The sequence below is a fragment of the Streptomyces sp. BV286 genome (assembly GCF_019090165.1).
In the GTDB taxonomy this organism is placed as follows: domain Bacteria; phylum Actinomycetota; class Actinomycetes; order Streptomycetales; family Streptomycetaceae; genus Streptomyces.
In genome coordinates, this window is the sequence record NZ_JAHRIB010000029.1 from 24111 (window position 1) to 47674 (window position 23564).

The 23564-nt window shown below is 72.0% G+C and carries 23 protein-coding genes and 1 tRNA gene; 16 read left to right on the forward strand and 8 right to left on the reverse strand.

Going from position 1 to position 23564, the window contains the following annotated elements; all coding sequences use genetic code 11:
* Window positions 1-88: 88 nt before the first annotated feature.
* Together KUF83_RS04165 and KUF83_RS04170 are read left to right on the forward strand one after the other, a co-directional pair.
* Entirely contained in the window at window positions 89-1894 is a 1806-nt protein-coding gene (locus tag KUF83_RS04165; protein ID WP_217453152.1) for an SEL1-like repeat protein, read from the forward strand.
* Between the two features lie 327 nt (window positions 1895-2221).
* Window positions 2222-2295: transfer RNA gene (locus KUF83_RS04170), tRNA-Met, on the forward strand.
* 212 nt (window positions 2296-2507) lie between these two features.
* On the opposite strand, the gene KUF83_RS04175 is transcribed toward KUF83_RS04170, so the two are convergent.
* The 3 genes from KUF83_RS04175 to hisN all read right to left on the reverse strand — a co-directional run bounded on the left by KUF83_RS04175 (window position 2508) and on the right by hisN (window position 4598).
* Window positions 2508-2924, reverse strand: a complete 417-nt coding sequence (locus tag KUF83_RS04175; RefSeq protein WP_217453153.1) for a Fur family transcriptional regulator — start codon at window positions 2922-2924, stop codon at window positions 2508-2510.
* Between the two features lie 317 nt (window positions 2925-3241).
* Window positions 3242-3634 (reverse strand): cyclic nucleotide-binding/CBS domain-containing protein, encoded by a 393-nt coding sequence (locus KUF83_RS04180; protein WP_217453154.1) that lies wholly within the window; start codon window positions 3632-3634, stop codon window positions 3242-3244.
* Window positions 3635-3797: 163 nt separating this feature from the next.
* Window positions 3798-4598: a histidinol-phosphatase gene (gene hisN, locus KUF83_RS04185; RefSeq protein WP_217453155.1), complete on the reverse strand. Its 801-nt coding sequence runs from the start codon at window positions 4596-4598 to the stop codon at window positions 3798-3800.
* 234 nt (window positions 4599-4832) lie between these two features.
* Here hisN and KUF83_RS04190 point away from each other — a divergent pair, with 234 nt between their 5' ends.
* Complete coding sequence (locus KUF83_RS04190) at window positions 4833-5444, forward strand: TetR/AcrR family transcriptional regulator (RefSeq protein ID WP_217453156.1); 612 nt, start codon at window positions 4833-4835, stop codon at window positions 5442-5444.
* A gap of 57 nt (window positions 5445-5501) precedes the next feature.
* Here KUF83_RS04190 and KUF83_RS04195 read toward each other — a convergent pair whose 3' ends face one another.
* From KUF83_RS04195 to KUF83_RS04210, 4 genes are all read right to left on the reverse strand, one after another.
* Window positions 5502-5825 (reverse strand): multidrug efflux SMR transporter, encoded by a 324-nt coding sequence (locus KUF83_RS04195; protein WP_217453157.1) that lies wholly within the window; start codon window positions 5823-5825, stop codon window positions 5502-5504.
* Window positions 5826-5948: 123 nt separating this feature from the next.
* Entirely contained in the window at window positions 5949-6959 is a 1011-nt protein-coding gene (gene rsgA, locus KUF83_RS04200) for a ribosome small subunit-dependent GTPase A (RefSeq protein ID WP_217453158.1), read from the reverse strand.
* A gap of 16 nt (window positions 6960-6975) precedes the next feature.
* The gene (aroA, locus tag KUF83_RS04205; protein ID WP_217453159.1) at window positions 6976-8292 is read right to left on the reverse strand and encodes a 3-phosphoshikimate 1-carboxyvinyltransferase; all 1317 of its coding nucleotides are present in this window, start codon (window positions 8290-8292) and stop codon (window positions 6976-6978) included.
* Between the two features lie 158 nt (window positions 8293-8450).
* The gene (locus KUF83_RS04210; RefSeq protein WP_217453160.1) at window positions 8451-9173 is read right to left on the reverse strand and encodes a M50 family metallopeptidase; all 723 of its coding nucleotides are present in this window, start codon (window positions 9171-9173) and stop codon (window positions 8451-8453) included.
* Window positions 9174-9222: 49 nt separating this feature from the next.
* On the opposite strand from KUF83_RS04210, the gene KUF83_RS04215 reads away from it, so the two are divergent.
* From KUF83_RS04215 to rsrA, 4 genes are all read left to right on the forward strand, one after another.
* A complete protein-coding gene (locus KUF83_RS04215) occupies window positions 9223-10038 on the forward strand; it encodes an SOS response-associated peptidase (protein WP_217453161.1) in 816 nt (271 codons plus the stop codon).
* Between the two features lie 19 nt (window positions 10039-10057).
* Complete coding sequence (locus tag KUF83_RS04220) at window positions 10058-10684, forward strand: alpha/beta family hydrolase (RefSeq protein WP_217453200.1); 627 nt, start codon at window positions 10058-10060, stop codon at window positions 10682-10684.
* A 276-nt stretch (window positions 10685-10960) separates the two neighbouring features.
* Entirely contained in the window at window positions 10961-11641 is a 681-nt protein-coding gene (gene sigR / locus KUF83_RS04225; protein ID WP_217453164.1) for an RNA polymerase sigma factor SigR, read from the forward strand.
* Window positions 11638-11955, forward strand: a complete 318-nt coding sequence (rsrA, locus tag KUF83_RS04230; RefSeq protein ID WP_217453165.1) for a mycothiol system anti-sigma-R factor — start codon at window positions 11638-11640, stop codon at window positions 11953-11955. Before sigR ends, rsrA begins: the two co-directional genes overlap by 4 nt.
* A 108-nt stretch (window positions 11956-12063) precedes the next feature.
* Here rsrA and KUF83_RS04235 read toward each other — a convergent pair whose 3' ends face one another.
* The gene (locus KUF83_RS04235) at window positions 12064-12429 is read right to left on the reverse strand and encodes a hypothetical protein (RefSeq protein WP_217453166.1); all 366 of its coding nucleotides are present in this window, start codon (window positions 12427-12429) and stop codon (window positions 12064-12066) included.
* A 160-nt stretch (window positions 12430-12589) separates the two neighbouring features.
* Between KUF83_RS04235 and KUF83_RS04240 the strand changes: the two genes are divergently transcribed.
* From KUF83_RS04240 to KUF83_RS04280, 9 genes are all read left to right on the forward strand, one after another.
* Entirely contained in the window at window positions 12590-12955 is a 366-nt protein-coding gene (locus KUF83_RS04240; protein ID WP_254643348.1) for a hypothetical protein, read from the forward strand.
* Window positions 12952-13884, forward strand: a complete 933-nt coding sequence (locus KUF83_RS04245; RefSeq protein WP_254643349.1) for a hypothetical protein — start codon at window positions 12952-12954, stop codon at window positions 13882-13884. The genes KUF83_RS04240 and KUF83_RS04245 overlap by 4 nt, the downstream gene beginning before the upstream one ends.
* A gap of 1167 nt (window positions 13885-15051) precedes the next feature.
* A complete protein-coding gene (locus KUF83_RS04250) occupies window positions 15052-15441 on the forward strand; it encodes a roadblock/LC7 domain-containing protein (RefSeq protein WP_217453167.1) in 390 nt (129 codons plus the stop codon).
* A 734-nt stretch (window positions 15442-16175) separates the two neighbouring features.
* Window positions 16176-17567: an HD-GYP domain-containing protein gene (locus tag KUF83_RS04255; protein WP_217453168.1), complete on the forward strand. Its 1392-nt coding sequence runs from the start codon at window positions 16176-16178 to the stop codon at window positions 17565-17567.
* A complete protein-coding gene (locus KUF83_RS04260) occupies window positions 17564-18817 on the forward strand; it encodes an HD-GYP domain-containing protein (RefSeq protein ID WP_217453169.1) in 1254 nt (417 codons plus the stop codon). Before KUF83_RS04255 ends, KUF83_RS04260 begins: the two co-directional genes overlap by 4 nt.
* A 117-nt stretch (window positions 18818-18934) precedes the next feature.
* Window positions 18935-19942, forward strand: a complete 1008-nt coding sequence (locus KUF83_RS04265) for a hypothetical protein (protein ID WP_217453170.1) — start codon at window positions 18935-18937, stop codon at window positions 19940-19942.
* Between the two features lie 151 nt (window positions 19943-20093).
* A complete protein-coding gene (gene def, locus KUF83_RS04270) occupies window positions 20094-20744 on the forward strand; it encodes a peptide deformylase (RefSeq protein ID WP_217453171.1) in 651 nt (216 codons plus the stop codon).
* A gap of 359 nt (window positions 20745-21103) precedes the next feature.
* Window positions 21104-22189, forward strand: a complete 1086-nt coding sequence (cyc1, locus tag KUF83_RS04275; protein WP_217453172.1) for an epi-isozizaene synthase — start codon at window positions 21104-21106, stop codon at window positions 22187-22189.
* Window positions 22186-23556: a cytochrome P450 gene (locus KUF83_RS04280; protein WP_217453173.1), complete on the forward strand. Its 1371-nt coding sequence runs from the start codon at window positions 22186-22188 to the stop codon at window positions 23554-23556. The genes cyc1 and KUF83_RS04280 overlap by 4 nt, the downstream gene beginning before the upstream one ends.
* Window positions 23557-23564: the final 8 nt, after the last annotated feature.

Below are 23564 nucleotides of genomic sequence, written 5' to 3' on the forward strand. Positions count from 1 at the left end.
GTCTCTCTGTGGGCATGTCGACAAAACGCTGTAGTGACCTCACTGGCTGCGGTATACCAGGTGTACCCAGGTTGCAGGTGGTGCGACGATGGACGTTATGGGGGACAAGGCAACTCTGTTGGATACAGGGCGGTTTGTGCAGCCTCCCGACCGGGACGAAACCGGTGAGGCTGTCGAGGAGGCTCGTCAACGGCTCGCCGCGGAAAAGGGCGACGCCGGGGCGATGAGTGTCCTCGGAGCCATGCTGCTCCGCCGCGGTGATCTCGACGGAGCCGAGCCTCAGCTGCGCGCCGCCACCGCGGCCGGTGACCGGGCCGCCGCCAACAACCTCGGTGTCCTCCTGCACCAGCGCGGATACGCGGAGGAGGCCGCCGGGTGGTGGCGGATCGCTGCCGTCGCGGGCTCGGCGGCCGCCGCGCACGCGCTGGGCCGCCACCACCGCGAGCGCGGTGACGAACCCGCCGCCGAGTACTGGCTGCGGCAGTCCGCCGAGCAGGGCCACGCCCTCGGCGCGTACGCGCTCGCCGATCTCCTGGAGCACCGGGGTGACGTCGCGGCCGGGAGCTGGATGCGTGCCGCCGCCGAGCGGGGCCACCGCGAGGCGGCGTACCGGCTCGCGCGGACGCTCGACCGGACGGCCGCGGAGGCGGCCGGAACCGACGCTGACAACGGTGTCGCGGAGACCACCGGAGAAGCGGCCGAACAGTGGTACCGCCAGGCGGCCGCGCGCGGTCACCGCCGGGCCGCACTGCACCTCGGGGCGATCCTGGAGAAGCGTGGGCAGCTGAAGGAGGCCGGCCGCTGGTACCTCACGTCCGCCAAGGACGGCGAGGCGAGGGCCGCCTGCGCGCTGGGGTTCCTGCTGAGGGACGCGGGTGACACCGAGAGCGCGGCGGTGTGGTGGCTGCGGGCCGCCCAGGACGGGGACGGCAACGCCGCCAACGCCCTCGGCGCGCTGCATGCCGAGCGGGGTGAGACGCAGACCGCCGAGCGGTGGTACCGCGCCGCGATGGACGCCGGCGACGTGAACGGCGCGTACAACCTCGGGCTGCTCTGCGCCGAGCAGGCGCGGACGGCCCAGGCCGAGCAGTGGTACCGGCGCGCGGCGTACGCGGGGCACCGCGAGGCGGCGAACGCGCTGGCCATTCTGCTGCTCCAGGTCGACGACGCGGCCGGGGCCGAGCCGTGGTTCTCCAAGGCCGCGGACGCCGGCAGCGTGGACGCCGCCTTCAACCTCGGCATTCTGCACGCGGGGCGCGGGGCGGACGCGACGGCGTTGCGGTGGTACGAGCGGGCCGCTGCCGCCGGGCACACCGAGGCCGCGCTCCAGGTCGGGATCGCCCGGCTCCGGGACGGCGACGAGGCGGCCGCCGAGCGGCATCTGCGGTGCGCCGCGGGCGGCGGCAGCGCGGAGGCGGCCTACCGGCTGGCGACCGTGCTCGACGCCCGGCGCCCGCCCGCGCCCGCCCATGAGCTGGGCGAGCCGGCCACGGAGAAGAGCGAGTGCGAGGAGTGGTACGAGCGGGCCGCGTCCCAGGGGCACCGGCGGGCCCAGGTGCGGGTGGGCATGCTGGCGGCCGCCCGCGGGGACGTCGTGGAGGCAGCCCGGTGGTACCGGGAGGCCGCGGAGGCGGGATCCCGGAACGGCGCGTTCAACCTGGGGCTGCTGCTGGCCCGCGAGGGGAGCGAGCCGGAGGCCGCCCTGTGGTGGACCCGGGCCGCCGACGCGGGGCACGGGCGGGCGGCGCTGCGGCTCGCCCTCGTCTACGCGCGTCGGGGTGAGCTTGCCGAGGGGCAGCGGTGGGCCGACCGTGCGGTGTCGCTCGGGCCGGACGAGGTGTCCGAGCGGGCGGCCCGGCTGCGGGACGCGTTGCGGCAGGAGCTGTCCGCGTGACGGGACGGCGGGCGGGGTTCCGCACCGCCGCCGTCCGTGCCTGGCCCGTCGGTGCCTGCCCCAGCCCTGCCTGACCCGTCCGCGCCTGACCCGTCCGCGCCTGACCCGTCCGCGCCTGACCCGTCCGTGCCTGGCCCGTCCGTGCCTGCCCCATGCCTGGCCGTCCCGCCCCGGCTCGTCCCTGAGGACAGTCGCCCCGAGCCCTTGCCATCGGCCCGGAGCAGGGCCTCAGGGTCTTGCTTCTCGCCCGCCGGACGGGCCGGAGCGGGCCGGGTCGAAAGGGATTTGCGCTGGTCGGCGGTGGTGACGTAGTGTTCAGTTCATCGCCGCGGGGTGGAGCAGCTCGGTAGCTCGCTGGGCTCATAACCCAGAGGTCGCAGGTTCAAATCCTGTCCCCGCTACTGAAGACCGAAGGCCCGGAACCAATGGTTCCGGGCCTTCGGTGTTTTTCCTTGCGTGACGTGGTGTGGCGTGACCGGGGCGCGGCCGGCCTGGGTGGCGGGTGCGGAGCGGCGGGTACGGAGCGGTGGATACGAACAAGCCCCGGCGTCCCGCAAGGCGCCGGGGCTTCATGGTCGTTCGTCGCGAAGGGTCGTCGCGAAGGGCTGGCCGGTCAGGCCGCCGCGCAGTTCGGGCACACGCCGCGGTACGTCACCTCTACGTCCGAGACCGTGAAGCCGAAGCGCTCCGAGTCGGGGAGATCCGCCAGCGGATTGCCGCCCGGGTGCACGTCCTTGATCGCGCCGCACCGGGCGCAGACCAGGTGGTGGTGCGGCCGGTGGGCGTTCGGGTCGTACCGCTTCGCGCGCTTGTCCGTGGCGACTTCCAGCACCTCGCCGAGCGAGACCAGCTCACCCAGCGTGTTGTAGACGGTCGCCCGGGAGATCTCCGGAAGCTTCACGACGGCGCGCGCGTGCACCTCGTCGGCCGTCAGGTGCACGTGATCGCCTTCGAGGACCTCCGCCACGACACGCCGCTGCGCTGTCATACGCCAGCCGCGTTCGCGCAGTCGTCCCAACAGGTCACTCATGCGGCACAGCCTAACAGCAGCAGGACCAGAACCCGAACAGGTGTGACTTTGGAACATGGTTTGATTTGGACCTTGTCCATTGTAGGATCAGGCTCGGCTCTGGCCCGGGAGGTCGGGCGGGCCGGGCGGGCCGGGCGGGTCGACGGAAGACCTCGGCAGGTGGCCGGAAGTCGCGGTCCAGGCACTGCGCGCGGCTGATGCCGGCACTGGAACGCCTGCCGTGGAGAGCGGGCCGGCTCCCCGTGTCCCGGGGGAGCCGGCCCGCTCGTCCTTCTGTCACGGTTCCCGGGCGCCGGTGCCGGTCCGCCGAAGTCCCCTCAGGCCGGGGCGGGCTGACGGAGCGGCGCCCAGCAGCGGATGATGTCGCGGACCGAGACGATGCCGACCGGCTCGCCGTGGTCGAGGACGATGAGATGACGGAATCCGCCGTGGGCCATGGCCGAAGCGGCCTCCTCCAGCGTCCAGGTCGGGGTGGCGAACACCACGTCGGTGGTCGTGTGGGCGTGGGCCCGCTCGGTGTCCGGGCTCTGGCCCAGGCCGACGGAGTTGAGGATGTCGCGCTCGGTGAGGATGCCGAGCGCGCTGTCGTCGGGGTCGAGGACCACGGCCGCGCCGATACGACGCGCGGACATCAGCGCGGCGGCCTTGCGAAGGGTGTGGGCGGGGCCGATGGTGAGGACCACCGTGCTCATGGCGTCGCGGACGAGCATGGACGGAGCCACCTCCTACGAATCCGCTAGTTAACGGATTCACAAGTTCACAAGTGGGGGGACTCTCAGAGTCGCAGGCGAAGAGAGGGTCAACAAGAGGGCGCGCGCGCACGGTTCGGGGCGCGCACCGCGTCGTCCGGAGCCTCTGGCGACTCCACGCACCTCAGTAGCGCTGGTTCAAGTACCCCAGCAGCTCGTCGTGCAGGATGCCGTTCGACGCCGCCGCGTTGCCGCTGTGCGGGCCCGGGCGGCCGTCGAGGCCGGTGAAGGAGCCACCCGCCTCCGTCACCACGATCGCGGTCGCCGCCATGTCCCACAGGGAGAGCTCGGGCTCCGCGCAGATGTCGACCGAGCCCTCGGCGACCATCATGTACGGCCAGAAGTCGCCGTACGCGCGCGTGCGCCACACCTCGCGGGTCAGGTCCAGGAACCCGTCCAGCAGGCTGCGCTCCTCCCAGCCGCCCAGCGAGGAGTACGCGAAGGAGGCGTCCTGCATGCGGGAGACCTCGGAGACCTTCAGCCGGGACGCGGACGACAGGCTGCGGCCGGTGAACGCGCCGTGGCCCTTCGACGCCCACCAGCGGCGGCCGAGCGCGGGTGCGGAGACCACCCCGACGACCGGCTGGAAACCGCCCTCGCCCGCCTCCATCAGCGCGATCAGCGTGGCCCAGACGGGCACACCGCGGACGTAGTTCTTGGTGCCGTCGATCGGGTCGATCACCCAGCGGCGGGGGCCGGTGCCCTCGACGCCGTACTCCTCGCCGAGGATCGCGTCGCGTGGCCGTGCCCGCCCGAGGTGGCCGCGGATCAACTCCTCGGCGGCCTTGTCGGCCTCGCTCACCGGTGTCATGTCCGGCTTGGTCTCGACCTTGAGATCGAGCGCCTTGAACCGGTCCATCGTCGCGGCGTCGGCGGCGTCCGCCAGGACATGGGCGAGGCGCAGGTCATCGCGATAGTCGAGCATGAGCGAACCGTATCTTCCGGGTCGCTCCCCGGGAAACGGGGGGAGAGGCCGAGGTTGTACGGCGACCGCGGGCCGGTGCCTGCCGCCCGTGCCCCGTGGACCGGCGCCGCCCCGCGCCCGTGAAGGGGCGCACCGGGGTGCGGTCGCGCTCCTCGGTGATGCCGCGAACCCTTGACAGTGCCCCCGTCCGCGTCAACTCTGAAGCGCAGAGCCGATCGCCCCAGGGAGGCGACGATGCCTGCAGCGCGGGAATCCCTGCTGGACGCCGCCTACACGGCGCTCGGACGCCGTCCGTGGTCCGCCGTGCGGATGGTCGACGTGGCCGCCGTGGCCGGGGTGTCCCGGCAGACCCTCTACAACGAGTTCGGGAGCAAGGAAGGCCTTGCCCGGGCGCTCGTACGACGGGAGGCCGACGCCTATCTCGCGGGGGTGGAGCGGGCCCTGGTGAGCCGTGCGGAGCCCCGGGAGCGGTTGGCCGCGGCCGCAGAGTGGACGGCGTCCGCGGCCCGGGGCAACGCGCTGGTGCGGGCCATGCTCACGGGATGCTGGGGGGAGCGGCTGCCCTCGCCGACCCTGTCCGCCGTGCCGTCGTCCTCGGGGGTGCCGGCCCAGCGGCGGGCCGACGGGCCGCTGCCCTCGCCCGGGGACTTCGTGGCACTGGTGCGGGACCGGGCCGTCGCCTCACTGGCGGGGCCCGGGGGATCGAAGTCCGAGGCGGCGGAGCTGGCCCGCGCCTGCGAACTCGCGGTGCGGCTGGGGGTGTCGTGCGTGCTGGCCCCCGCCGGGGAGGGCGGCACGGCCGGGATGGTCCGGGACGCGCTCGCCACCGTGCGGTCCGTGGTCTGACGCGGCCGGGTGCGCGTGGCTACGGACCGGCCCCGTGCGGCCCGGTCCGGTGCGGACCTACTGGGTCGAGCCCGACAGCTGAAGGCCGATTACTCCTATGATCACCAGGGAGATCGAGACGATCTTCAGCGTGGACACCAGGTCGTCGAGGAAGATCATGCCGTAGATGGCGGTGCCCGCCGCCCCGATGCCCGTCCACACCGCGTAGGCGGGTCCCACGTCGAGCTTCTTCAGGGACAGGGTCAGAAGACCGAAGCTGCCCAGCGCGAAGATGCAGAAGGCCACCGTCGGCCAGAGTCTCGTGAAGCCGTGGGAGAGCTTGAGGCAGACGGCGAAACCCGTCTCCAGGAACCCCGCCACGACGACCAGCAGCCACGCCATGTGATGCCCTCCCACGCTCCGTGACCGCTTCGTATCGCTTGCGTCCCGCTTGGTGCGATTATGCCTTTACCGTCGCAGCGGGGGCGCAAACAACACCGAGGTCACGCGACGATCAGGCGCCGGTCAGTCACCCTCGCGGCGCTCGCGCGTGGAGAGCAGCCGGCGCAGCGAGTAGAGGCGGGCCGGATCCGCGTGACCCTGCGCCACCCACTCGTCCAGCGCGCAGTCCTGCTCGTCGTGACTGCACGCGCGCGGACAGCCCTCCGTGCCGGGCTCCAGATCGGGGAACGCCTTGATGACCCGCGACGGGTCCACATGGTGCAGCCCGAAGGAGCGGACACCCGGAGTGTCGACGACCCAGCCGTCGTTGTCGGGCAGCGGGATCGCGCGCGCCGACGTCGTCGTGTGCCGGCCGCGGCCGGTGACCGCGTTGACCACACCCGTCGACCGCCGTCGCTCACGCGACACGAGCGCGTTGACCAGCGTCGTCTTGCCGACACCGGAGTGCCCCACGAACGCCGTGATCTTGCCGTCCAGCAGCTTGTGCACGCGGTCCAGCGCCTCGCCGCTCTCCAGCTCCTCGCGGCTCGTCACGACGTACGGGACGCCCAGTGCCCCGTACAGCTCCAGCAGTTCGTCGGGCGGGGCCAGGTCCGACTTCGTCAGGACCAGCAGGGGATCCAGGCCGCCGTCGTACGCGGCCACCAGGCAGCGGTCGATGAGGCGCGGCCGGGGCTCGGGGTCCGCGAGGGCGGTGACGACGGCCAGCTGGTCGGCGTTGGCGACGACGACCCGCTCGTACGGATCGTCGTCGTCGGCCGTGCGGCGCAGGACCGACGTGCGCGGCTCGATGCGGACGATGCGGGCCAGGGTGTCCTTCTCGCCGGACAGGTCGCCGACGATGGCCACCCGGTCGCCGACGACCGCGGCCTTGCGGCCCAGCTCGCGGGCCTTCATCGCCATGACGACCCTGTCGTCCACCAGGCAGGTCAGGCGGCCCCGGTCGACGGTGAGGACCATGCCCAGGGCCGCCTCCTCGTGCTTGGGGCGGATGTTCGTACGGGGACGGTTGCCCTTGCGGTTCGGGCGGTGGCGGATGTCGTCCTCGTCGGTGTTCTTGCTGTATCGGCGCATGATCCTGGTCCGCCCGTCAGTTCCCGAGCATTCCGGCCCACAGGTCGGGGAAGTCCGGCAGCGTCTTCGCCGTCGTCGCCACGTTCTCGATCCGTACGCCCTCCACCGCGAGGCCGATGATCGCGCCGGCCGTGGCCATGCGGTGGTCGTCGTACGTGTGGAAGGTCCCGCCGTGCAGCGGGCGCGGCCGGATGTGGAGGCCGTCGGCGGTCTCGGTGACGTCGCCGCCCAGTTCGTTGATCTCCTTGGTGAGCGCGGCCAGCCGGTCCGTCTCGTGCAGTCGCAGGTGCGCCACGCCCCGCAGGGTGGAGGGGGAGTCGGCGAGGGCCGCGACCGCCGCGATGCCGGGGGTCAGCTCGCCGACCTCGCCCAGGTCCACGTCGAGGCCGTGGATCGAGCCCGAGCCGGTGAACTCCAGGCCCCGGTCGGTCAGTTCGCAGGATCCGCCCATCTCGGTGAAGATCTCACGCAGCCTGTCGCCGGGCTGGGTGGTGCGGGCCGGCCAGTCGGGGATCACGACCCTGCCGCCGGTGACCAGGGCGGCCGCCAGGAACGGCTGGGCGTTCGACAGGTCCGGCTCGACCGTCAGGTCACGGCCGAGGAGCGCGCCCGGCGTGACCCGCCAGACGTTCGGTTCGCCGCCCGACTCCGGGGTGTCCACCTGGGCGCCGACCGACCGCAGCATGTCGACGGTCATCCGGATGTGCGGCATGGAGGGGAGTGTCGAGCCCGTGTGCCGGACCTCGACGCCCTGGTTGAAGCGCGGGCCGGACAGCAGCAGCGCCGACACGAACTGCGAGGACGAGGAGGCGTCGATCGCCACCGGGCCGCCCTCCAGCGCCCCGCCGCCGTGCACGGTCAGCGGCAGCGCGCCGCGGCTGTCGTCGTCGATCCGGGCGCCGAGGGCGCGCAGGGCGTCGATCACACCGTTCAGCGGGCGCTCGTACGAACGCGGGTCGCCGTCGAAGCGGATGGGCCCGTCGGCGAGGGCGGCGACCGGGGGGAGGAAACGCATCACCGTGCCGGCGTTGCCCACGTCGACGGTGGCCGGGCCGCGCAGACCCGAGGGGATGACGCGCCATGCCTCGCCGGAGCCGTCGGGACCCACGCCCTCCTCGATGCCCACGCCCATCTCGCGCAGGGCACCGGCCATCAGGAGGGTGTCGCGGGAGCGCAGCGGGCGGCGCAGCCAGCCGGGCTCGGCCGCCAGGGCGGCGAGGACGAGCGCGCGGTTGGTGACCGACTTGGACCCGGGCACGTGGACCGTCGCGTCGACGGTTCCGCTCGCGTGCGGGGCGGGCCAGAGGGCGGTGTGTGCGGGGTTAACGGGCATGCCCTCACTTTAGTGGTCCGGCACTGGCCGGGATCTTGATCGAATCCGGTGAAACCGTGCTGCGGGGCGCGCCCGAGTGCTCGGCGGGAGGGACGACCGGGCGGCTGCGGTGCGTGGGCGTGCGCCCGCCCGGTTCGCGCGCCTGCGAGCGGCGCGGCTCACAGCGCCAGCAGCCACCTGCCGCCGCCTATCAGGGAGCACAGTGACACCGCGTGGAACAGGAAGAACCACATGCCCGCGGGGACATGCGTCAGACGGGACAGCTGGTCGGCGTCCGAGTCGCCCGCCCCGCCCCGGCTGCGCTTGGCCTGGAGCTCGAAGGCCGGACGGACTCCGCCGAGGAGGAGGAACCAGACGACGGCGTACGCGAACGCCGCCTGCACCTGAGGGCCGGCCAGCCAGGACACCACCACGAACGTGCCGCCGGTGAGCAGGACCGTGAGCGCGCCGTACGCGTTGCGGATCATCACCAGCATCGCCACGAGCAGCAGTGTGGCCAGCCACAGCAGGGCGGTGATGTGGCCGGCGGCCAGCATCGCGGCGCCGCCCAGACCGAGCAGCGGCGGAGCGGTGTAGCCCGACGCGGCCGTGAGGATCATGCCGAGGCCGGTCGGCTTGCCGCGGCTGACCGTGAGGCCGCTGGTGTCGGAGTGCAGCCGGATGCCGCTGAGGCTGCGGCCGGTGAGCAGTGCGACCAGACCGTGGCCGCCCTCGTGGGCGATGGTGATGGCGTTGCGCGAGAGCCGCCAGAGCGGGTGCGGGACGACCACGGCCAGCGCGGCGGCCAGCGTGACGACGACGACCCAGGTGTCGGGGTCGGGCTGGCTCCCGAAGACCTCGTCCCAGAGGGTGGCCAACGAGGTGGCCGCGGTGCTGTCCATTGTTGCGTGGGCTCCCTAGGGGCATATGGAATCTGGCAGTGTGGCACGTATGTGCGGACGGTATGCAGCGAGTCGTGGACCCGAGGATCTCGCAGGAATCTTTGAGATCGAGAAGTGGGAGCCGGAGGAGACTCTGGACCCCGATTTCAACGTGGCTCCGACCAAGGAGGTCTACGCGGTCCTGGACCGCCCTGTTAAGGACGCGGAGGACCCCGGGCCGGTTCGGCAGCTGCGCCGGCTCAAGTGGGGGCTGATCCCCTCCTGGTCGAAGACACCCGAGGGCGGCGCCCGGATGATCAACGCCCGCGCCGAGACCGTCCACGAGAAGCCCTCCTTCCGGCGGGCCTTCACCTCCCGGCGCTGCGTCATCCCCGCCGACGGCTACTACGAGTGGGTGACCGGCACCGGCGAGCGGGACCTGGAGGTCGAGGGCAAGAAGAAGAGGCCCCGCAAGCAGCCGTACTTCGTGCTCCCCGCCGACGGATCGGTCTTCGCGATGGCCGGACTGTACGAGTTCTGGCGGGACAGGACGCTGCCCGACGACCACCCGAGGTCCTGGTGGGTGACGTGCTCCGTCATCACCACGGAGGCGGAGACAGCCCCGCTCGCGGTCGCCCCGCAGGAGGGCCCGCGCACCCTCGCGGACATCCACCCGCGGATGCCGCTCATGCTCACCCCGGACCGCTGGGACGCCTGGCTCGACCCCTCCCGCACGGACGTCGAGGACCTGCGTGCCCTGCTCGCGCCGCCGCCGGAGGGCCTGATGCGGGCCTATCCCGTCTCCACGGCGGTGAGCAACGTCCGCAACAACGGCCCGGAGCTGCTGAAGGAGCTGGAGGGGCCCGAGGAGGGCACACTCTTCTGATGTGACGCATGTGACGGAGATCATCGAAACGGTCGACACCGACGCGGGGACGGCCCGCGTCACCTGGCACCGGGCGAAGAAGGCGCGGCTGGTGCTCGCCGTCAGCCACGGAGCCGGGGGCGGGATCGAGGCACGCGACCTCCGGGCCCTCGCCGCCGCCCTGCCCGGCCACGGCGTGACCGTGGCCCTCGTGGAACAGCCCTGGCGGGTGGCGGGCAAGAAGCTGGCGCCCGCCCCGAAGACGCTGGACGCGGGGTGGCGGGGCCTGTGGCCCCTGGTCGCGAAGCCCGGGCTCCCCGTCGTCGCCGGCGGACGCAGCGCCGGGGCCCGGGTCGCCTGCCGTACGGCCGCCGAACTGGGCGCCCACGCCGTCCTCGCGCTCAGCTTCCCCCTGCACCCGCCGGGCAGGCCGGAGAAGTCCCGCGCCGGTGAGCTGCTGGGAGCGGGGGTGCCCACGCTCGTCGTCCAGGGCGGCAACGACCCGTTCGGCAGACCCGAGGAGTTCCCGGAGGGCTCGTACGAGCTCGTGGAGGTGCCTTACGGCGATCACGGGTTCGCCGTCCCGAAGCGTGCCCCGGTCGATCAGGACCAGGCCCTGCGGACCGTCACGGACGGTGTCCTGCTGTGGACCTCGTCACTCGGGTGACCCCGGGAATGCCGAGCCCCGGAGCACTGTTGTGCGGATCAGACAGCACGGAGCGTGCTGTGAGAAGTCGTACGAGAGGAAGTCCGCCGCATGGGTTCGACCATCTGCCCGAGCCGTAGCAGCAGCGCTGACCTGGAGTGGTCCGTGCTGTCCGCGGCGAAGACCGCGCCTGTTCGGGCGGCGGGCGGACCGGATCGGCAAGCCGCCGTGACCGCCGGTCGTCTATTCTCCGATTCAGGTGGGACCGGTTTCGGCCCCGCCCAGACTCTGGAGGAGGTGGGTCCGGTCACAGGGACCGACGCAGGGACCGAAAACGGCCAGGCGGAGCAGCCCGAGGACACGGGCAGCAGCGAGTCGACCGCCGAGCGCAGTGCGCGCTTCGAGCGGGACGCGCTGGAGTTCCTCGACCAGATGTACTCGGCCGCGCTGCGCATGACGCGGAACCCGGCCGACGCCGAGGACCTGGTGCAGGAGACGTACGCGAAGGCGTACGCGTCCTTCCACCAGTTCCGCGAGGGCACCAACCTCAAGGCGTGGCTGTACAGGATCCTCACCAACACCTTCATCAACTCCTACCGCAAGAAGCAGCGCGAGCCCCAGCGCTCCGGCGCCGAGGAGATCGAGGACTGGCAGCTCGCGCGAGCCGAGTCGCACATGTCGACCGGTCTGCGCTCCGCCGAGTCGCAGGCGCTCGACCACCTGCCGGACTCGGACGTCAAGGAAGCGCTGCAGGCGATCCCCGAGGAATTCCGCATCGCCGTCTATCTCGCGGACGTCGAGGGCTTTGCGTACAAGGAGATCGCGGACATCATGGGGACACCCATCGGTACGGTGATGTCCCGGCTGCACCGGGGCCGCCGTCAGTTGCGCGGCATGCTCGAGGACTACGCCAAGGACCGCGGCCTGGTCCCGGCGGGCGCCGGAGAGTCGGACGGAACGAAAGGCTCGGGCTCATGAGCTGCGGAGAGCCGCACGAGACGGACTGCAGTGAAGTACTCGATCATCTCTACGAGTTCCTCGACCACGAGATGCCCGACGCGGACTGCACGAAGTTCGAGGTGCACTTCGAGGAGTGCTCCCCGTGCCTTGAGAAGTACGGCCTGGAGCAGGCCGTGAAGAAGCTGGTCAAGCGGTGCTGCGGTCAGGACGACGTGCCGACCGACCTGCGGTCGAAGGTCATGGGCCGCATCGAGCTGATCCGCTCCGGGCAGGCCGTGCCCGAGCATGAGATCACGGCCACCGACGTCCGCGGCGCAGCCGCCGAAGGCTGACGACTCCCGCCCGCCCGACGGTCGGTGACGATCCGTCGGGTGGCCGGTCGAGAGCCGCGTGTCCCGACGCCGGACCGGTCGCACCCGGTCCGGCTCGTGGGATCGGCGTCAGACCTCCAGCCCGCTCTCGATCCTCTTCAGGCTGTGCCGGGCGAGCGCCAGGTTGCTGCGGGCCCGGTCCAGCGCGAGGTAGAGGAAGAGCGTTCCGCCGCTGGTGGTGAGCGGGCGTATCAGGTGGTACTGCCTGCCCAGCGTGATCAGGATGTCCTCGATGGCGTCGTCCATGGCGAGCGAGGACAGCGTGCGCATCTTCGCGCGCACCACCTCCGTGTTGCCCGCCGCGGCGAGTTCCAGGTCGAGCGACGGCCCGCCGCCGAGCGTGCCGAGCGACATGCCGCTGTCGTAGTCGACGAGGGCGACGCCGAGGGCACCGTCCACGGCCATGGCTTCCTTGAGTGCGGTCTCGATGTTCATGTTGCCCCAATTCCTCAGTGACGCTGACCGGTCGTTGTCCGTACAACTACGATCGAACACAAGCGACTTGTGCGCCACAAAACATCAACTTTGTAGCCTGTTGCGTAAGTTGAAGCTCAAAGTACTGTGCGACGTCCGGACGTGAAGGGGGAAACGGGAAATGACGACCGCCGTCGGTGCCTCACTGGCCCGACTCCTCGATTCCCCCGGGGTCACCGGCGTCGCCCTGGTCGACGCGGTCACCGGTCTCACCTACGGGGTGGCCGGGGACGCCGACGAGGCGGGGGACGGCGCGGAGTGCGCCGAACTCGTCGCCCTCATCGCCGAACGGCTGGGACGTGCGGGCGCCGAGGGTGAGTTGGAGAGCGTGGTCACCACCAGCAGACTGCGTCATCAGGTGCTGCTCTCCGTCCCCCGGCCGGCCGGCGACCCGCTGCTGCTGACCGCTGGCATGGACCGGGAGCGGGCCAACCTGGCGCTCGCCACACGCAGTCTCGGCGACCGGGTCGCCGAGGTGCTCGCATGACGGCAGCCGCGGCACGCAACCTGCCCGCGCTGCTGCAGGGTCTGCGCGAAGAGCGCTACAGCGGCACCGTGCGGGTCTCCGGTTCCCCCGGCGGAACGATTCACCTGAGGGACGGGCTGATCGGCGCGGTCGAGTCGCCGGGCGCGCCGACCGCCACGTCGGTGCTGCTCACCTCGGGCCGCATCGACGACGAGGCCTGGCTGGCCGCGTGCGCGGCGCAGCGTGACACGGACCGTCTCGGCGGGCACCTGGTGGACGCCGGCCTGGTCGGCGCCGCCGAACTCGAGATCGTGTGCACCGCGGCCGTGTTCGACGCGGCCTTCGCCATGGCGCTGGGCCCGCCCGGCGGCTGGACGCTGGGCGACCCGGAGCCGACTCTCCTCGCCGGGCCCGGTGTGGAGCCCCGGCGGCTGACCGAGGAGACCACGCGACGCATCGCACGCCTCTCCGGCCCATGGGGGTCACCGGGGGAGCTCGCCCGGGTTCGGCCCGCTCCCGTCCCTGACACCGGGCAGCGCCGTGGGCTGCCGCACCGCCACCTCTCCGTACTGAGCACCGTCAACGGACGCCGTACCGCGCGGGACATGTCCTTCGCGCTCGGGCGCGGACTGTACGCGGTCATGCTGGACCTGACCCGTCTGGAAACGCTGGAACTCATCCGGTGGGAGGCGGGCGGGCCGTCCGGCGGGCGGCCCAGCACCGCGCCGCGCGTACTGCCCGGCCGGGACGCCGCCGCCGTGGCGCAGACACCGAACGGGTCGGCCGCGCCCGCCGCCAAGGCCGCGCCGCTGCCGAGGCGTACACCCGGAGGTGCCTCGCGGGCGGGGGACGGCCGGGCACGGGAGGGCCCGTCGGGCGAGGGGTCCGCCGAGGGAAGAGGCGCGGGCACCTTTCCCGCGGGGAAGAGCGGGGGGCAAGGGGGGCTGTGAGCTCAAGCAGACGTCGGGCGGCGCAGCGCCGCCGACGGGGCACGGACGCCGAACCGGGGCGCACCGCGAAACGCCGGACACGAGCAGCGGGGGGCCGGCCGGGGCCGGAGGCTGGACCGAAGCAGGCGGCAGGGCAGGAGCCTGGGCCTGGACAGGCGGCAGCACCGGGGCGGGAGACCGAACCTGAGCCGGAGACTGGACCGCAGTCGCAGTCGCAGTCGCAGCCGCAGCCAGGGCCGGAAGCGGATGGCGGGCCGAGTCCGGAGATCATTCCGGAGCCGGAGCCGGAGCCGGAGCCGGAGCCGGAGCCGGAGCCGGAGCCGGAGCCCGAACCGGGACCGGGACCGGAGTCAGAGTCCGAGCCTGGACCGGAGTTCGAGCTGGGACCGGAGCGCGAGCTAGCACCAGAGTCCGAGCCTGGACCGGAGTCCGAGCTGGGATCGGAGCCCGAGCTAGCACCAGAGTCCGAGCCTGGACCGGAGTCCGAGCTGGGATCGGAGCCCGAGCTGGCACCGGAGTCCGAGCCTGGACCGGAGTCCGAGCTGGGACCGGAGCCCGAGCTGGGACCGGAGCCAGAGTCCAAGTCTGGACGCGAGCCCGAGTCCGAGCCCGGACCGGAGCCCGAGCTGGGACCGGAGTCAGAGTCCAAGCCTGGTCCCGAGCCCGAGCCCGAGCCCGAGCCTGGACCCGAGCCTGGCCCCGAGTCCGAGCCTGGACCAGAGCCGGAGCTGAGAGCGGAGCCCGGGTTCGAACCGGAGCCGAATCCGGCGCCAGGGCAGGACCTCGCTCCAGAACCGGACCCCGCGACGGGGCCGGGCGCCGGGGCGGTGCCTGAATCGGGCTCCGGTGCCGGATCGGGGCCCGGGCCGGAAGAGGCGACCGACGGTCGGGGCTCGGCCGCCGCACGTTCCGGTGCCCCGGCGGACAAGCCTCCGTTGCCCGTGCGGGGCGAGGCGGCGCGGGCCGGCGCCGGATCGGACACAGGCGACGGGTCCGCCGGGGCGCCGCCCTTCGCCATGCCCCCGTTGTCGCCCGAGCAACTCGCCGCCGACCAGCCCTCCATCGACATGCTGCGCCGAGTCCGCCGGGGTCTGAGAGCACTTCCGGAACCCGACTGACGCCGTTCGGACCGCACCACGACCACACATGCCCGCAGCAAGGAGCCCCATGAGCGAGAAGCCGCCGCCCAATCCCCTCACCGAGATCCTGATCTCGTTGCGCGACCGGGTGATGGGGGTCTCCGAGAGCGTTCTGTCCACGGCGGACGGACTCCTGGTCGTCGCCGACACGGACTCCGTCCACGCCGAGTCGGTCGCCGCGCTCGCCGCGGCGACCCTCGGTGTGGGCCGCCGCATGGCCGACCAGGCCGGCGTCGGCGCGTTGCGCGAGGTGGTGGCCAGGTGCGGCTCCGGGCACGTCATCGTGATGGCCGTCGGCGACCGGGCACTGCTGACCGTCATGGGGGACGACGGCCTCGACATCGCCGCGTTCCAACGGGAGTCGCCCGCCACGGTGGAGCAACTGAACCAGGCACTCGCGGCCGACGTGCCGCAGTGACCCGCCGATGGGCCGCACCACACCGGCAGAGCGTCCGCGCCGGCCACGACCCGGCCCGCTGAGGCCACGACCCGGCCCGCTGAGGGCACGGCCGCGCAGGAGCAAGTAAGCCTCGCACGAGTGCGGGCGCCGTCCCGGACGAGCGTCGGGCCGCGCGGGGCATGTGGCCGAATGGAATGACCCTCGGGTCTGCCCCGCAGGAGGCCAGGGCGGTCGCGTACGGAAGCCGAGCCCTGCTGGGCGTGTGCCCCGCCACAGGCCCTGGACCTGCCCCGGACCTGCCCCGTACGAGCTTCGGACCGCTCCGTAGGACCGTCGGGCCGCGCGGGGCGCGTGGCCTCGTATGGCCTGTGGGCCTGCCCTGCACGGCCCCGGTCCGTCCCGCAGATTTTCGGGCCGTGGGGTGGGGCACGCGGCCCCGTGCGCGCTCGGGGCGTGCGCGCACGACGGTCGGTGGCGCGCGAGCTCAGGGCATTCGGCGCGGGCGTCGGGACGTGCGGCGACGGGTGGGCTCGTACGAGCGTCCGGCCGTACAGGCGCTCGCGGTCTCGCACGAGCGCGCGGCTCACTCGAACGGGCGAATCTGCTGCCCGCCGCCCAACCAATCGCCCGATGCCCGCCCCGGGCCCCGCCCGGCCGTCCTATCGTCCATGTCCCGAAGCCTGTACGGGGCTTGTGCCGGGCGGGCCTGCCCGGTCGGCACAACGAGTCCGGGCCACCGGGAGGGGAGCGCCATGCGGTCTGTTCCGCCGTGGGCGCGTGTCTACGTCGCCTGCACCGCACTCGGCGCGGTCCTGTGTGCCGTGCCGGTGTCGGCGACCCACGCCCCGTGGGGAGCCGTGGCGCTGCTCGCGGCACTCTGCGCGGGCTGCGAACTGCTCGCCGGAAGCCGCTCCAGGGGCGACCACAAGCCCGAGGGCACCGGCGCCGGCGAATCCGGGGCCTCTCTCAGGTGGCACACGCCCGTGATGCTGGCCGCGGCCTTCCTGCTGCCCCCGCCCGCCGCGGCGCTCGTGCCGCTGCCGGGAGCGCTGCTGGCGCTGGTCGAGCAGCGGCCGCGGTGGCTGCGACGGGTGTGGCGGGCCGCGCAACTGGCGCTCGCGACATGGGCCGCCTCGCAGGTCCACTGGGCCCTGGGCGGGCGGGACGCGGTCGTCACCTCCGACTTTCCCTACGCCCTCGTGACCGCCGGGGCGGCCGTGGTGGCGTTCTGCGCGACCCTGACCCTGCTCGACGGGGGGATCCTGGCGCTCGCCGAGCGGGTGCCGGTACGGGCCGCGTGGCGCGGACTGTTCCTGCGCTCGCTCGCCCCCGTCGTCGTGCACGGGCTCGCCGGACTGATGATGGCCGTGCTCTGGCGCAGCCCGTACGGACCGGCCGCGGCGCTGCTCGTACTGCTGCCGATGTACGTGTCGTGGTGGGTGTTCGCGCAGTACCACCGGGAGCGGGCCGCCCATCGGTCGACCATCCGGGCGCTCGTGCAGGCCGTCGACATCAAGGACGGCTACACGCGCGGGCACAGCGAGCGGGTGGGGCAGGCGTCCATGATGATCGCGCGGGAACTGGGCATGGACGACGAACGGGCCGAGGTGCTCCGGTTCGCCGGGATCCTGCACGACGTGGGCAAGCTCGGGGTCCCCACCCGGCTCCTGCGCAAGGACGGGCCGCTGACACCCGAGGAACGCCGGGTGATCGAACTGCACCCCGAGTACGGGCACGAGATGGTCCGGGGCATCGGATTCCTCGGGGAGGCCAGGTCGGCGATCCTCCACCACCACGAGCGGCTCGACGGGAGCGGTTACCCGTACGGGCTGAAGGGGGGACAGATTCCGGAGTTCGCCCGGGTGGTGGCGGTGGCCGACGCCTTCGACGCGATGACGTCGACCCGCTCGTACCGGCGGGCCCGGCCGGTCGCGGTGGCACTGGAGGAGCTGGAGCGGTGTGCCGGGGCGCAGTTCGATCCGCGGATGGTGGAGGCGTTCGTGCGGGCGCTCGTCCGGCAGGGATGGCACCCCGTGGTGACGGCGGACGAGACACCGCCGCACGCCGAGCCCCGCCTGCCGGCTCCGCACGCTCCCGCCGGACCGGAAACCCGTCGGGGAACCGTCGGAGGGCCCAGGACATGACCGCCCCCCGCGCTCCGCTCGCCCTCACGCTCGTCCGGGCCACCGCCGCGGTTCTCGCCGTCCTCGCCCTCGCCGTCACCCTGTGGCACGGCATCGACGAGCGTGGAGCCGCGCTCGCCTTCGGGGTGCTCATCGCTGTGGGGGAGCTCGCCCGGTGGAGCGGGGCCGAGGAGCGGGAGTCGGCGCCGCTCGCCGCGGCCGGAGCCCTCGCCTACGCGCTGCTCGGGGAGAACGGCGGACACCCCACCCACGACGGGGTCCCCCAGATCGTCGCCGTGGTCACGGCCGCCTCCCTGCTGGGCTGCGTACCGCACGTCGCCAAGGGCCGCGGGCCCACCGCCGACCATCTCACCCGGCGCGTCCTGACCGTCGGATTCGCCGCCGTCTGCTTCCAGCCCCTCTACGGCCGGGGCAGGCTCCATGAATGGGCCGGGGACGGGCCCTCGTACGCGGCGCTGGTCGTCGCGCTGCTCGTGCTCACCGCGCTGTGGGACGCCGTGCTGGCCGCGGCCATGGCGCACGCGCGGACCCGGTGGCCCTTCGGACCGCTGCTGCGCGACGAACTGCGGGGCACGCTCGGCATCGGGTCGGCGGTCTGCGCGACCGGGGCCGTGATGGCCCTCGCGGTCGCCGTCGCGGGCCTGTGGGCGCTGCCCGTCTTCTCCCTGCCGCTGCTGCTCACACAGCTGTCCTTCCGGCGGTACGCGGCCGTGCGGGCCACCTACCGGCAGACCATCGCCTCCCTCGCGCGGGCCACCGAGATCGCCGGCTACACCCCGGCCGGGCACGCCCGGCGGGTGGCGGCGCTCAGCCGGGCCGTGGGCCGTGAGCTGGGGCTCTCCGGGCCCGAGCTGACCGTTCTGGAGTACGCGGCCCTCATGCACGACATCGGCCAGCTCTCCCTCGTCGACCCCGTGCACGCCGGCGCCACGGCCACCCTCGCCCCCGCCGACCAGCGGCGCATAGCCCTGCTCGGCGGGGCCGTGGTCCGCCAGACGGGAGTGGACGCCGAGGTCGCCGTCGTGGTGGAACGCCAGGCGGACCCGTACCGTGAACAGCCCGTCAGCGCCAGAATCGTGAGAGCGGTCAACGCATACGAGGAGAAGGCCCGGGAAGCGGGTCCCGGCGGGCCCCTGAAGGCGCTGGAGGAGCTGCGGCTGGGCACCGCACGCGACTATCAGCCCGAGGTCGTCGAGTCGCTGGCCAGGGTGCTGGCGAGAGACGGTCTTACCTTGCCCCTGGCTGGGTAACCCATGGGTAATGAGCGCCCGTCCGACCGTACGTGGTTGGATGCGAGGAACAGGACATCAGGGGGCACAGTCCAGCCCGAGGCTGCACGCTCTTCAACGAACTGGCAGGCGGGAATCGTGAGGATCTTCGGCAAGGGACGGCACCGGCCCTCCGCCTCATGGCGGCAGGCCACCGACCGCGCGTTCACACTGATCGGCGACGGCCGGTACGAGGACGCGGGGGCGCTGCTGACGCGCGCCGCGGACCTGGAGCCCTGGCTGTCCGAGTCCTGGTTCAACCTGGCGCTGCTGCACAAGTTCCGGCACGACTGGGAACAGGCGCGGGCGGCCGGGCTGAGGGCCGTGGCCCTGCTCGACCGGGAGACCGGGGCCCCCGACTGGTGGAACGTGGGCATCGCGGCGACCGCCCTCCAGGACTGGCCGCTGGCCCGGCGGGCCTGGCAGGCGTACGGCCTGCGGGTGCCCGGCAGCCCCTCCCGGCCCAAAGCCGGCGCGGGCGCCTTCGGCACCGGTGAGCCGGTCGGCATGGACCTCGGCAGCGCGGCCGTACGGCTGTCGCCCGAGGGCGAGGCCGAGGTCGTGTGGGGACGGCGGCTCGACCCCGCCCGCATCGAGGTCCTCTCCATCCCGCTGCCGTCGTCCGGACGGCGCTGGGGCGAGGTCGTGCTGCACGACGGGGTGCCCCACGGGGAGCGGACGACCGCCGCGGGACACTCCTATCCCGTCTTCGACGAGATCGAGCTGTGGGCGCCCTCGCCGGTGCCCACCTGGGTCGTGCTCCTGGAGGCCGAGACCGAGGACGACCGTGACGCCCTGGAGCGGCTCGCGGCCGACGCGGGCTTCGCCGCCGAGGACTGGTCGTCGTCCGTACGGCTGCTGTGCCGGATGTGCTCCGAGTCCCGGATGCCGTCCGACGAGGGCGACGGCGAGCACCTCGACCCGCACGACCACAGCGAGCCGGGGCATCCCGGCCCTCTCGGGCACCGTACCGACGGGCAGCTGTGGGTGCCGGAGCGCGAGTGCGGCCTCGCGGCGCCCGCGTCCCTGGTCAGGGGACTGCTGGACGGATGGGTCGCCGACAGCCCCGACTCCCGGGACTGGCGGGATCTGGAAGAGGTCTGTTAGGGGGTACGAGGACCGGTTGCCCGGCTGAGACCGGTCCGCGGCCGGTCCGGCGGCCGGTCCGCGGTTCCCCGCGCCCCTGCCAGGAGGCGGCCCCGTACCCTATATCAGCATCACAACCCCCCCGTTTTTCCGAGGAAGGCATACGTCGGTCATGGCGCAGCAGGACACCGATCAGCAGCACGTGGGCGTGCTCCCCGTGGACGACGACGGTTTCGTCATCGACACCGAGAACCCGGAGGAGCGCGAGGCGGCCTACCGCGAGCGCGGCACCTCCCGGCCCATCACGGTCGTCGGGAATCCGGTGCTGCACAAGGAGTGCAAGGACGTCACGGACTTCGGCGACGACCTCGCCGCGCTGGTCGACGACATGTTCGCCAGCCAGCACACCGCCGAGGGCGTGGGCCTGGCCGCCAACCAGATCGGTGTCGACCTCAAGGTCTTCGTCTACGACTGCCCCGACGACGAGGGCAAGCGGCACACGGGCGTCATCTGCAACCCCGTGCTCGTCGAACTGCCCGCCGAGCGGCGCCAGCTGGACGAGAGCAACGAGGGCTGCCTGTCGGTGCCGACCGCGTACGCGCCGCTGGCCCGGCCCGACTACGCCGAGGTCACCGGGCGGGACGAGAAGGGCAACCCGATCAAGGTGCGCGGGACGGGCTACTTCGCGCGCTGCCTGCAGCACGAGACGGACCACCTGTACGGGTACCTGTACATCGACCGCCTCTCCAAGCGCGAACGCAAGGACGCGCTGCGACAGATGGCCGAGAACGAGCCGCGGTACCCGGTCGTCGCGAACGACTGAACAACCGCCGCCACGGCCGGAGAACCGGTGCGAACGACTGAGAACGACTGAGAACGACTGAGACAGAGAACGACAACCGGGGCGTGAGCGTCCCGCCACCGCGGCGCCTGGACGGATCACCCTCCGACCAGGTGCCGTTCGTCTGTGCGTCGCACGTTCGATCCCTTGTGCGTCCGTAATGATCCATATTCAGTCACACAAGGGGAGATTCTCGGCACGGTGGGGTAGTGAGCGAAGCAAATCCGTTCCCAGAACGGTCAGTTGTGGTGCTGAATGGGAAGTGCGGGGATACGCAACGGCGCACGCCCGGCACAGCGGGAGGGGCGTGTCGCCAACAGGCGGCTGAGAGGGGTTTGTTCGTGCCTGCTTTCTCACAGAGCACCACAACGACGCACACCTCGGCCCTCGTTCCACCGGCGCTCTCTCTCCCGGTGATCGAGACCGAGTTTCCCCGTCAACTCCATCCGTATTGGCCCGAGCTCCAGGGGAAGACCAGGGCATGGCTCCTGGAAAAGCGCCTCATGTCGGCGGACAAGGTCGAGGCATATGCCGACGGGCTTTGCTACACGGACCTCATGGCGGGCTACTACATTGGCGCGCCCGACGAGGTCCTCCAGGCGATAGCGGACTACAGCGCGTGGTTCTTCGTCTGGGACGACCGCCACGACCGCGACGTCATCCACGGCCGGCCCCAGGCGTGGGAGCTGCTGAGGCTGCGGCTGCACACGGCACTCGACTCCCCGCGAGAGCACCTGCACCACCAGGATCCCCTGGTGGCGGGGTTCGCGGACAGCGTGCTGCGGCTGTACTCGTTCCTCGGGGAAGGGTGGAACGCGCGGTTCGCCGCCCACTTCCACGACGTCATCGAGGCGTACGACCGGGAATTCCACAACCGTACGTCGGGAATCGTCCCGACCGTCGAGGAATATCTCGAACTGCGGCGGATGACCTTCGCACACTGGATCTGGCTCGACCTGCTGGAGCCGAGCGCGGAGTACGAGCTGCCCGACATCGTCCGGGAGAATTCCGACTATCAGCGGGCCGCTCTGCTGTGCCAGGATTTCGCCGCCTGGTACAACGACCTGTGTTCGCTTCCCAAGGAAATCGCGGGTGACGAGGTCCACAATCTCGGCATCAGTCTCATTCATCACGAAGGAATGCGACTCGAAGAAGCGGTCAAGGAAGTCAGGCGCCGGGTCGAGGAATGCATCACTGAATTCCTCGACGTCGAACAGAAGGTACTGAGGTACGCGGAAAGGATCGACAACGGGTCCGTGCGGGGCGCTGAATTGGCGACTGCCGTGCGGACGTGTCTGTTCAATATGCGGAACTGGTTCAGCTCCGTGTACTGGTTCCACCACGAGTCGGGCCGGTACATGGTCGACAGCTGGGACGACCGCTCCACACCCCCGTACGTCAACAACGAAGCGGCAGGTGAGAAATGACCGTCGAGTCCGTGCGGCCCGCTGCACCCCGAGCGGCAGAACCGACCATCCCGCCCCTCGCCGGGGGCGGTGTCCCAGGCCTCGGCCACGGCTGGAAACTGGCCCGTGACCCACTGAGCTTCTTCGCCCGGCTACGCGCCCACGGCGAGGTCGTCCGGCTCAGGCTGGGCCCCAAAACGGTGTACGCGCTCACGTCGCCCGCCCTCACCGGAGCGATGGCGCTGAGCCCCGACTTCAAGATCGCCGGACCGCTCTGGGAGTCCCTGGAAGGCCTGCTCGGCAAGGAGGGAGTGGCGACGGCCAACGGGCAGCGCCACCGGCGCCAGCGGCGGACCATCCAGCCCGCGTTCCGGCTCGACGTCATCCCCGAGTACGGGCCGATCATGGAGGAGGAGGCGCACGCCCTCGCGGAGCGCCTGGGGTCCGGCGCGACGATCGACTGCACCTCGGAGTCGTTCCGGGTCGCCGTGCGGATCGCCGCCCGCTGTCTGCTGCGCGGCGACTTCATGGACGAGCGGGCCGAGCGGCTGAGCATCGCGCTCGCCACCGTGTTCCGCGGCATGTACCGCCGCATGGTGATCCCGGCCGGGCCGCTCTACAGGCTGCCGCTTCCGGCCAATCGCAAATTCGACCGCGCGCTGGCCGATTTGCACCTCCTGGTCGACGAGATCGTCGCCGAACGCCGGGCATCTGGTCAAAAGCCGGACGATTTGCTGACGGCATTGCTGGAGGCGAAGGACGAGAATGGCGATGCCATCGGGGAACAGGAGATCCACGACCAGGTGGTCGCGATACTCACCCCCGGCAGCGAAACCGTCGCGTCCACGATCATGTGGCTCTTGCAGGTCCTCACCGAACACCCGGAACACGCGGACCGTGTGCGGGAAGAGGTCGAATCGGTCGCGGGTGACCGTCCTGTCGCATTCGCGGACGTGCAGAAGCTGTCCCACACGAACAATGTCGTCGTCGAAGCCATGCGGCTGCGCCCCGCCGTTTGGATATTGACGCGCCGGGCCGTGACCGAAACCGAACTCGGTGGGTATCGCATTCCAGCCGGGGCCGACATTGTCTACAGTCCGTACGCGATACAGCGTGACGCGCGTTCGTACGACGGGCATCTCGACTTCGACCCCGACCGCTGGCTTCCGGAACGGGCCAAGGACGTGCCGAAGTACGCGATGAGCCCGTTCAGCGTGGGCAACAGGAAGTGCCCGAGCGACCACTTCTCGATGGCCCAGCTCAGCCTCATCACGGCCGCGGTGGCCTCGCGCTGGCGTCTGGAGCAGGTGTCCGGGTCGAACGACACGACACGGGTCGGCATCACGCTGCGGCCGCACCGGCTGCTGCTGAAGGCCGTGCCCCGGTGACCGTGCGG

Excerpts from the sequence above, each read along its gene's own strand:
- KUF83_RS04215 (WP_217453161.1), top strand. The coding sequence starts at position 9,223 with ATGTGCGGACGGTATGCAGCGAGTCGTGGACCCGAGGATCTCGCAGGA.
- KUF83_RS04190 (WP_217453156.1), top strand. The coding sequence starts at position 4,833 with ATGCCTGCAGCGCGGGAATCCCTGCTGGACGCCGCCTACACGGCGCTC.
- rsgA (WP_217453158.1), bottom strand. The coding sequence starts at position 6,959 with ATGCGCCGATACAGCAAGAACACCGACGAGGACGACATCCGCCACCGC.
- def (WP_217453171.1), top strand. The coding sequence starts at position 20,094 with ATGGCGCAGCAGGACACCGATCAGCAGCACGTGGGCGTGCTCCCCGTG.
- KUF83_RS04240 (WP_254643348.1), top strand. The coding sequence starts at position 12,590 with ATGACGACCGCCGTCGGTGCCTCACTGGCCCGACTCCTCGATTCCCCC.
- KUF83_RS04250 (WP_217453167.1), top strand. The coding sequence starts at position 15,052 with ATGAGCGAGAAGCCGCCGCCCAATCCCCTCACCGAGATCCTGATCTCG.
- KUF83_RS04280 (WP_217453173.1), top strand. The coding sequence starts at position 22,186 with ATGACCGTCGAGTCCGTGCGGCCCGCTGCACCCCGAGCGGCAGAACCG.
- KUF83_RS04165 (WP_217453152.1), top strand. The coding sequence starts at position 89 with ATGGACGTTATGGGGGACAAGGCAACTCTGTTGGATACAGGGCGGTTT.
- KUF83_RS04235 (WP_217453166.1), bottom strand. The coding sequence starts at position 12,429 with ATGAACATCGAGACCGCACTCAAGGAAGCCATGGCCGTGGACGGTGCC.
- KUF83_RS04195 (WP_217453157.1), bottom strand. The coding sequence starts at position 5,825 with ATGGCGTGGCTGCTGGTCGTCGTGGCGGGGTTCCTGGAGACGGGTTTC.
- KUF83_RS04210 (WP_217453160.1), bottom strand. The coding sequence starts at position 9,173 with ATGGACAGCACCGCGGCCACCTCGTTGGCCACCCTCTGGGACGAGGTC.
- KUF83_RS04175 (WP_217453153.1), bottom strand. The coding sequence starts at position 2,924 with ATGAGTGACCTGTTGGGACGACTGCGCGAACGCGGCTGGCGTATGACA.
- hisN (WP_217453155.1), bottom strand. The coding sequence starts at position 4,598 with ATGCTCGACTATCGCGATGACCTGCGCCTCGCCCATGTCCTGGCGGAC.
- KUF83_RS04260 (WP_217453169.1), top strand. The coding sequence starts at position 17,564 with ATGACCGCCCCCCGCGCTCCGCTCGCCCTCACGCTCGTCCGGGCCACC.
- KUF83_RS04245 (WP_254643349.1), top strand. The coding sequence starts at position 12,952 with ATGACGGCAGCCGCGGCACGCAACCTGCCCGCGCTGCTGCAGGGTCTG.
- KUF83_RS04180 (WP_217453154.1), bottom strand. The coding sequence starts at position 3,634 with ATGCTCGTCCGCGACGCCATGAGCACGGTGGTCCTCACCATCGGCCCC.
- rsrA (WP_217453165.1), top strand. The coding sequence starts at position 11,638 with ATGAGCTGCGGAGAGCCGCACGAGACGGACTGCAGTGAAGTACTCGAT.
- KUF83_RS04255 (WP_217453168.1), top strand. The coding sequence starts at position 16,176 with ATGCGGTCTGTTCCGCCGTGGGCGCGTGTCTACGTCGCCTGCACCGCA.
- aroA (WP_217453159.1), bottom strand. The coding sequence starts at position 8,292 with ATGCCCGTTAACCCCGCACACACCGCCCTCTGGCCCGCCCCGCACGCG.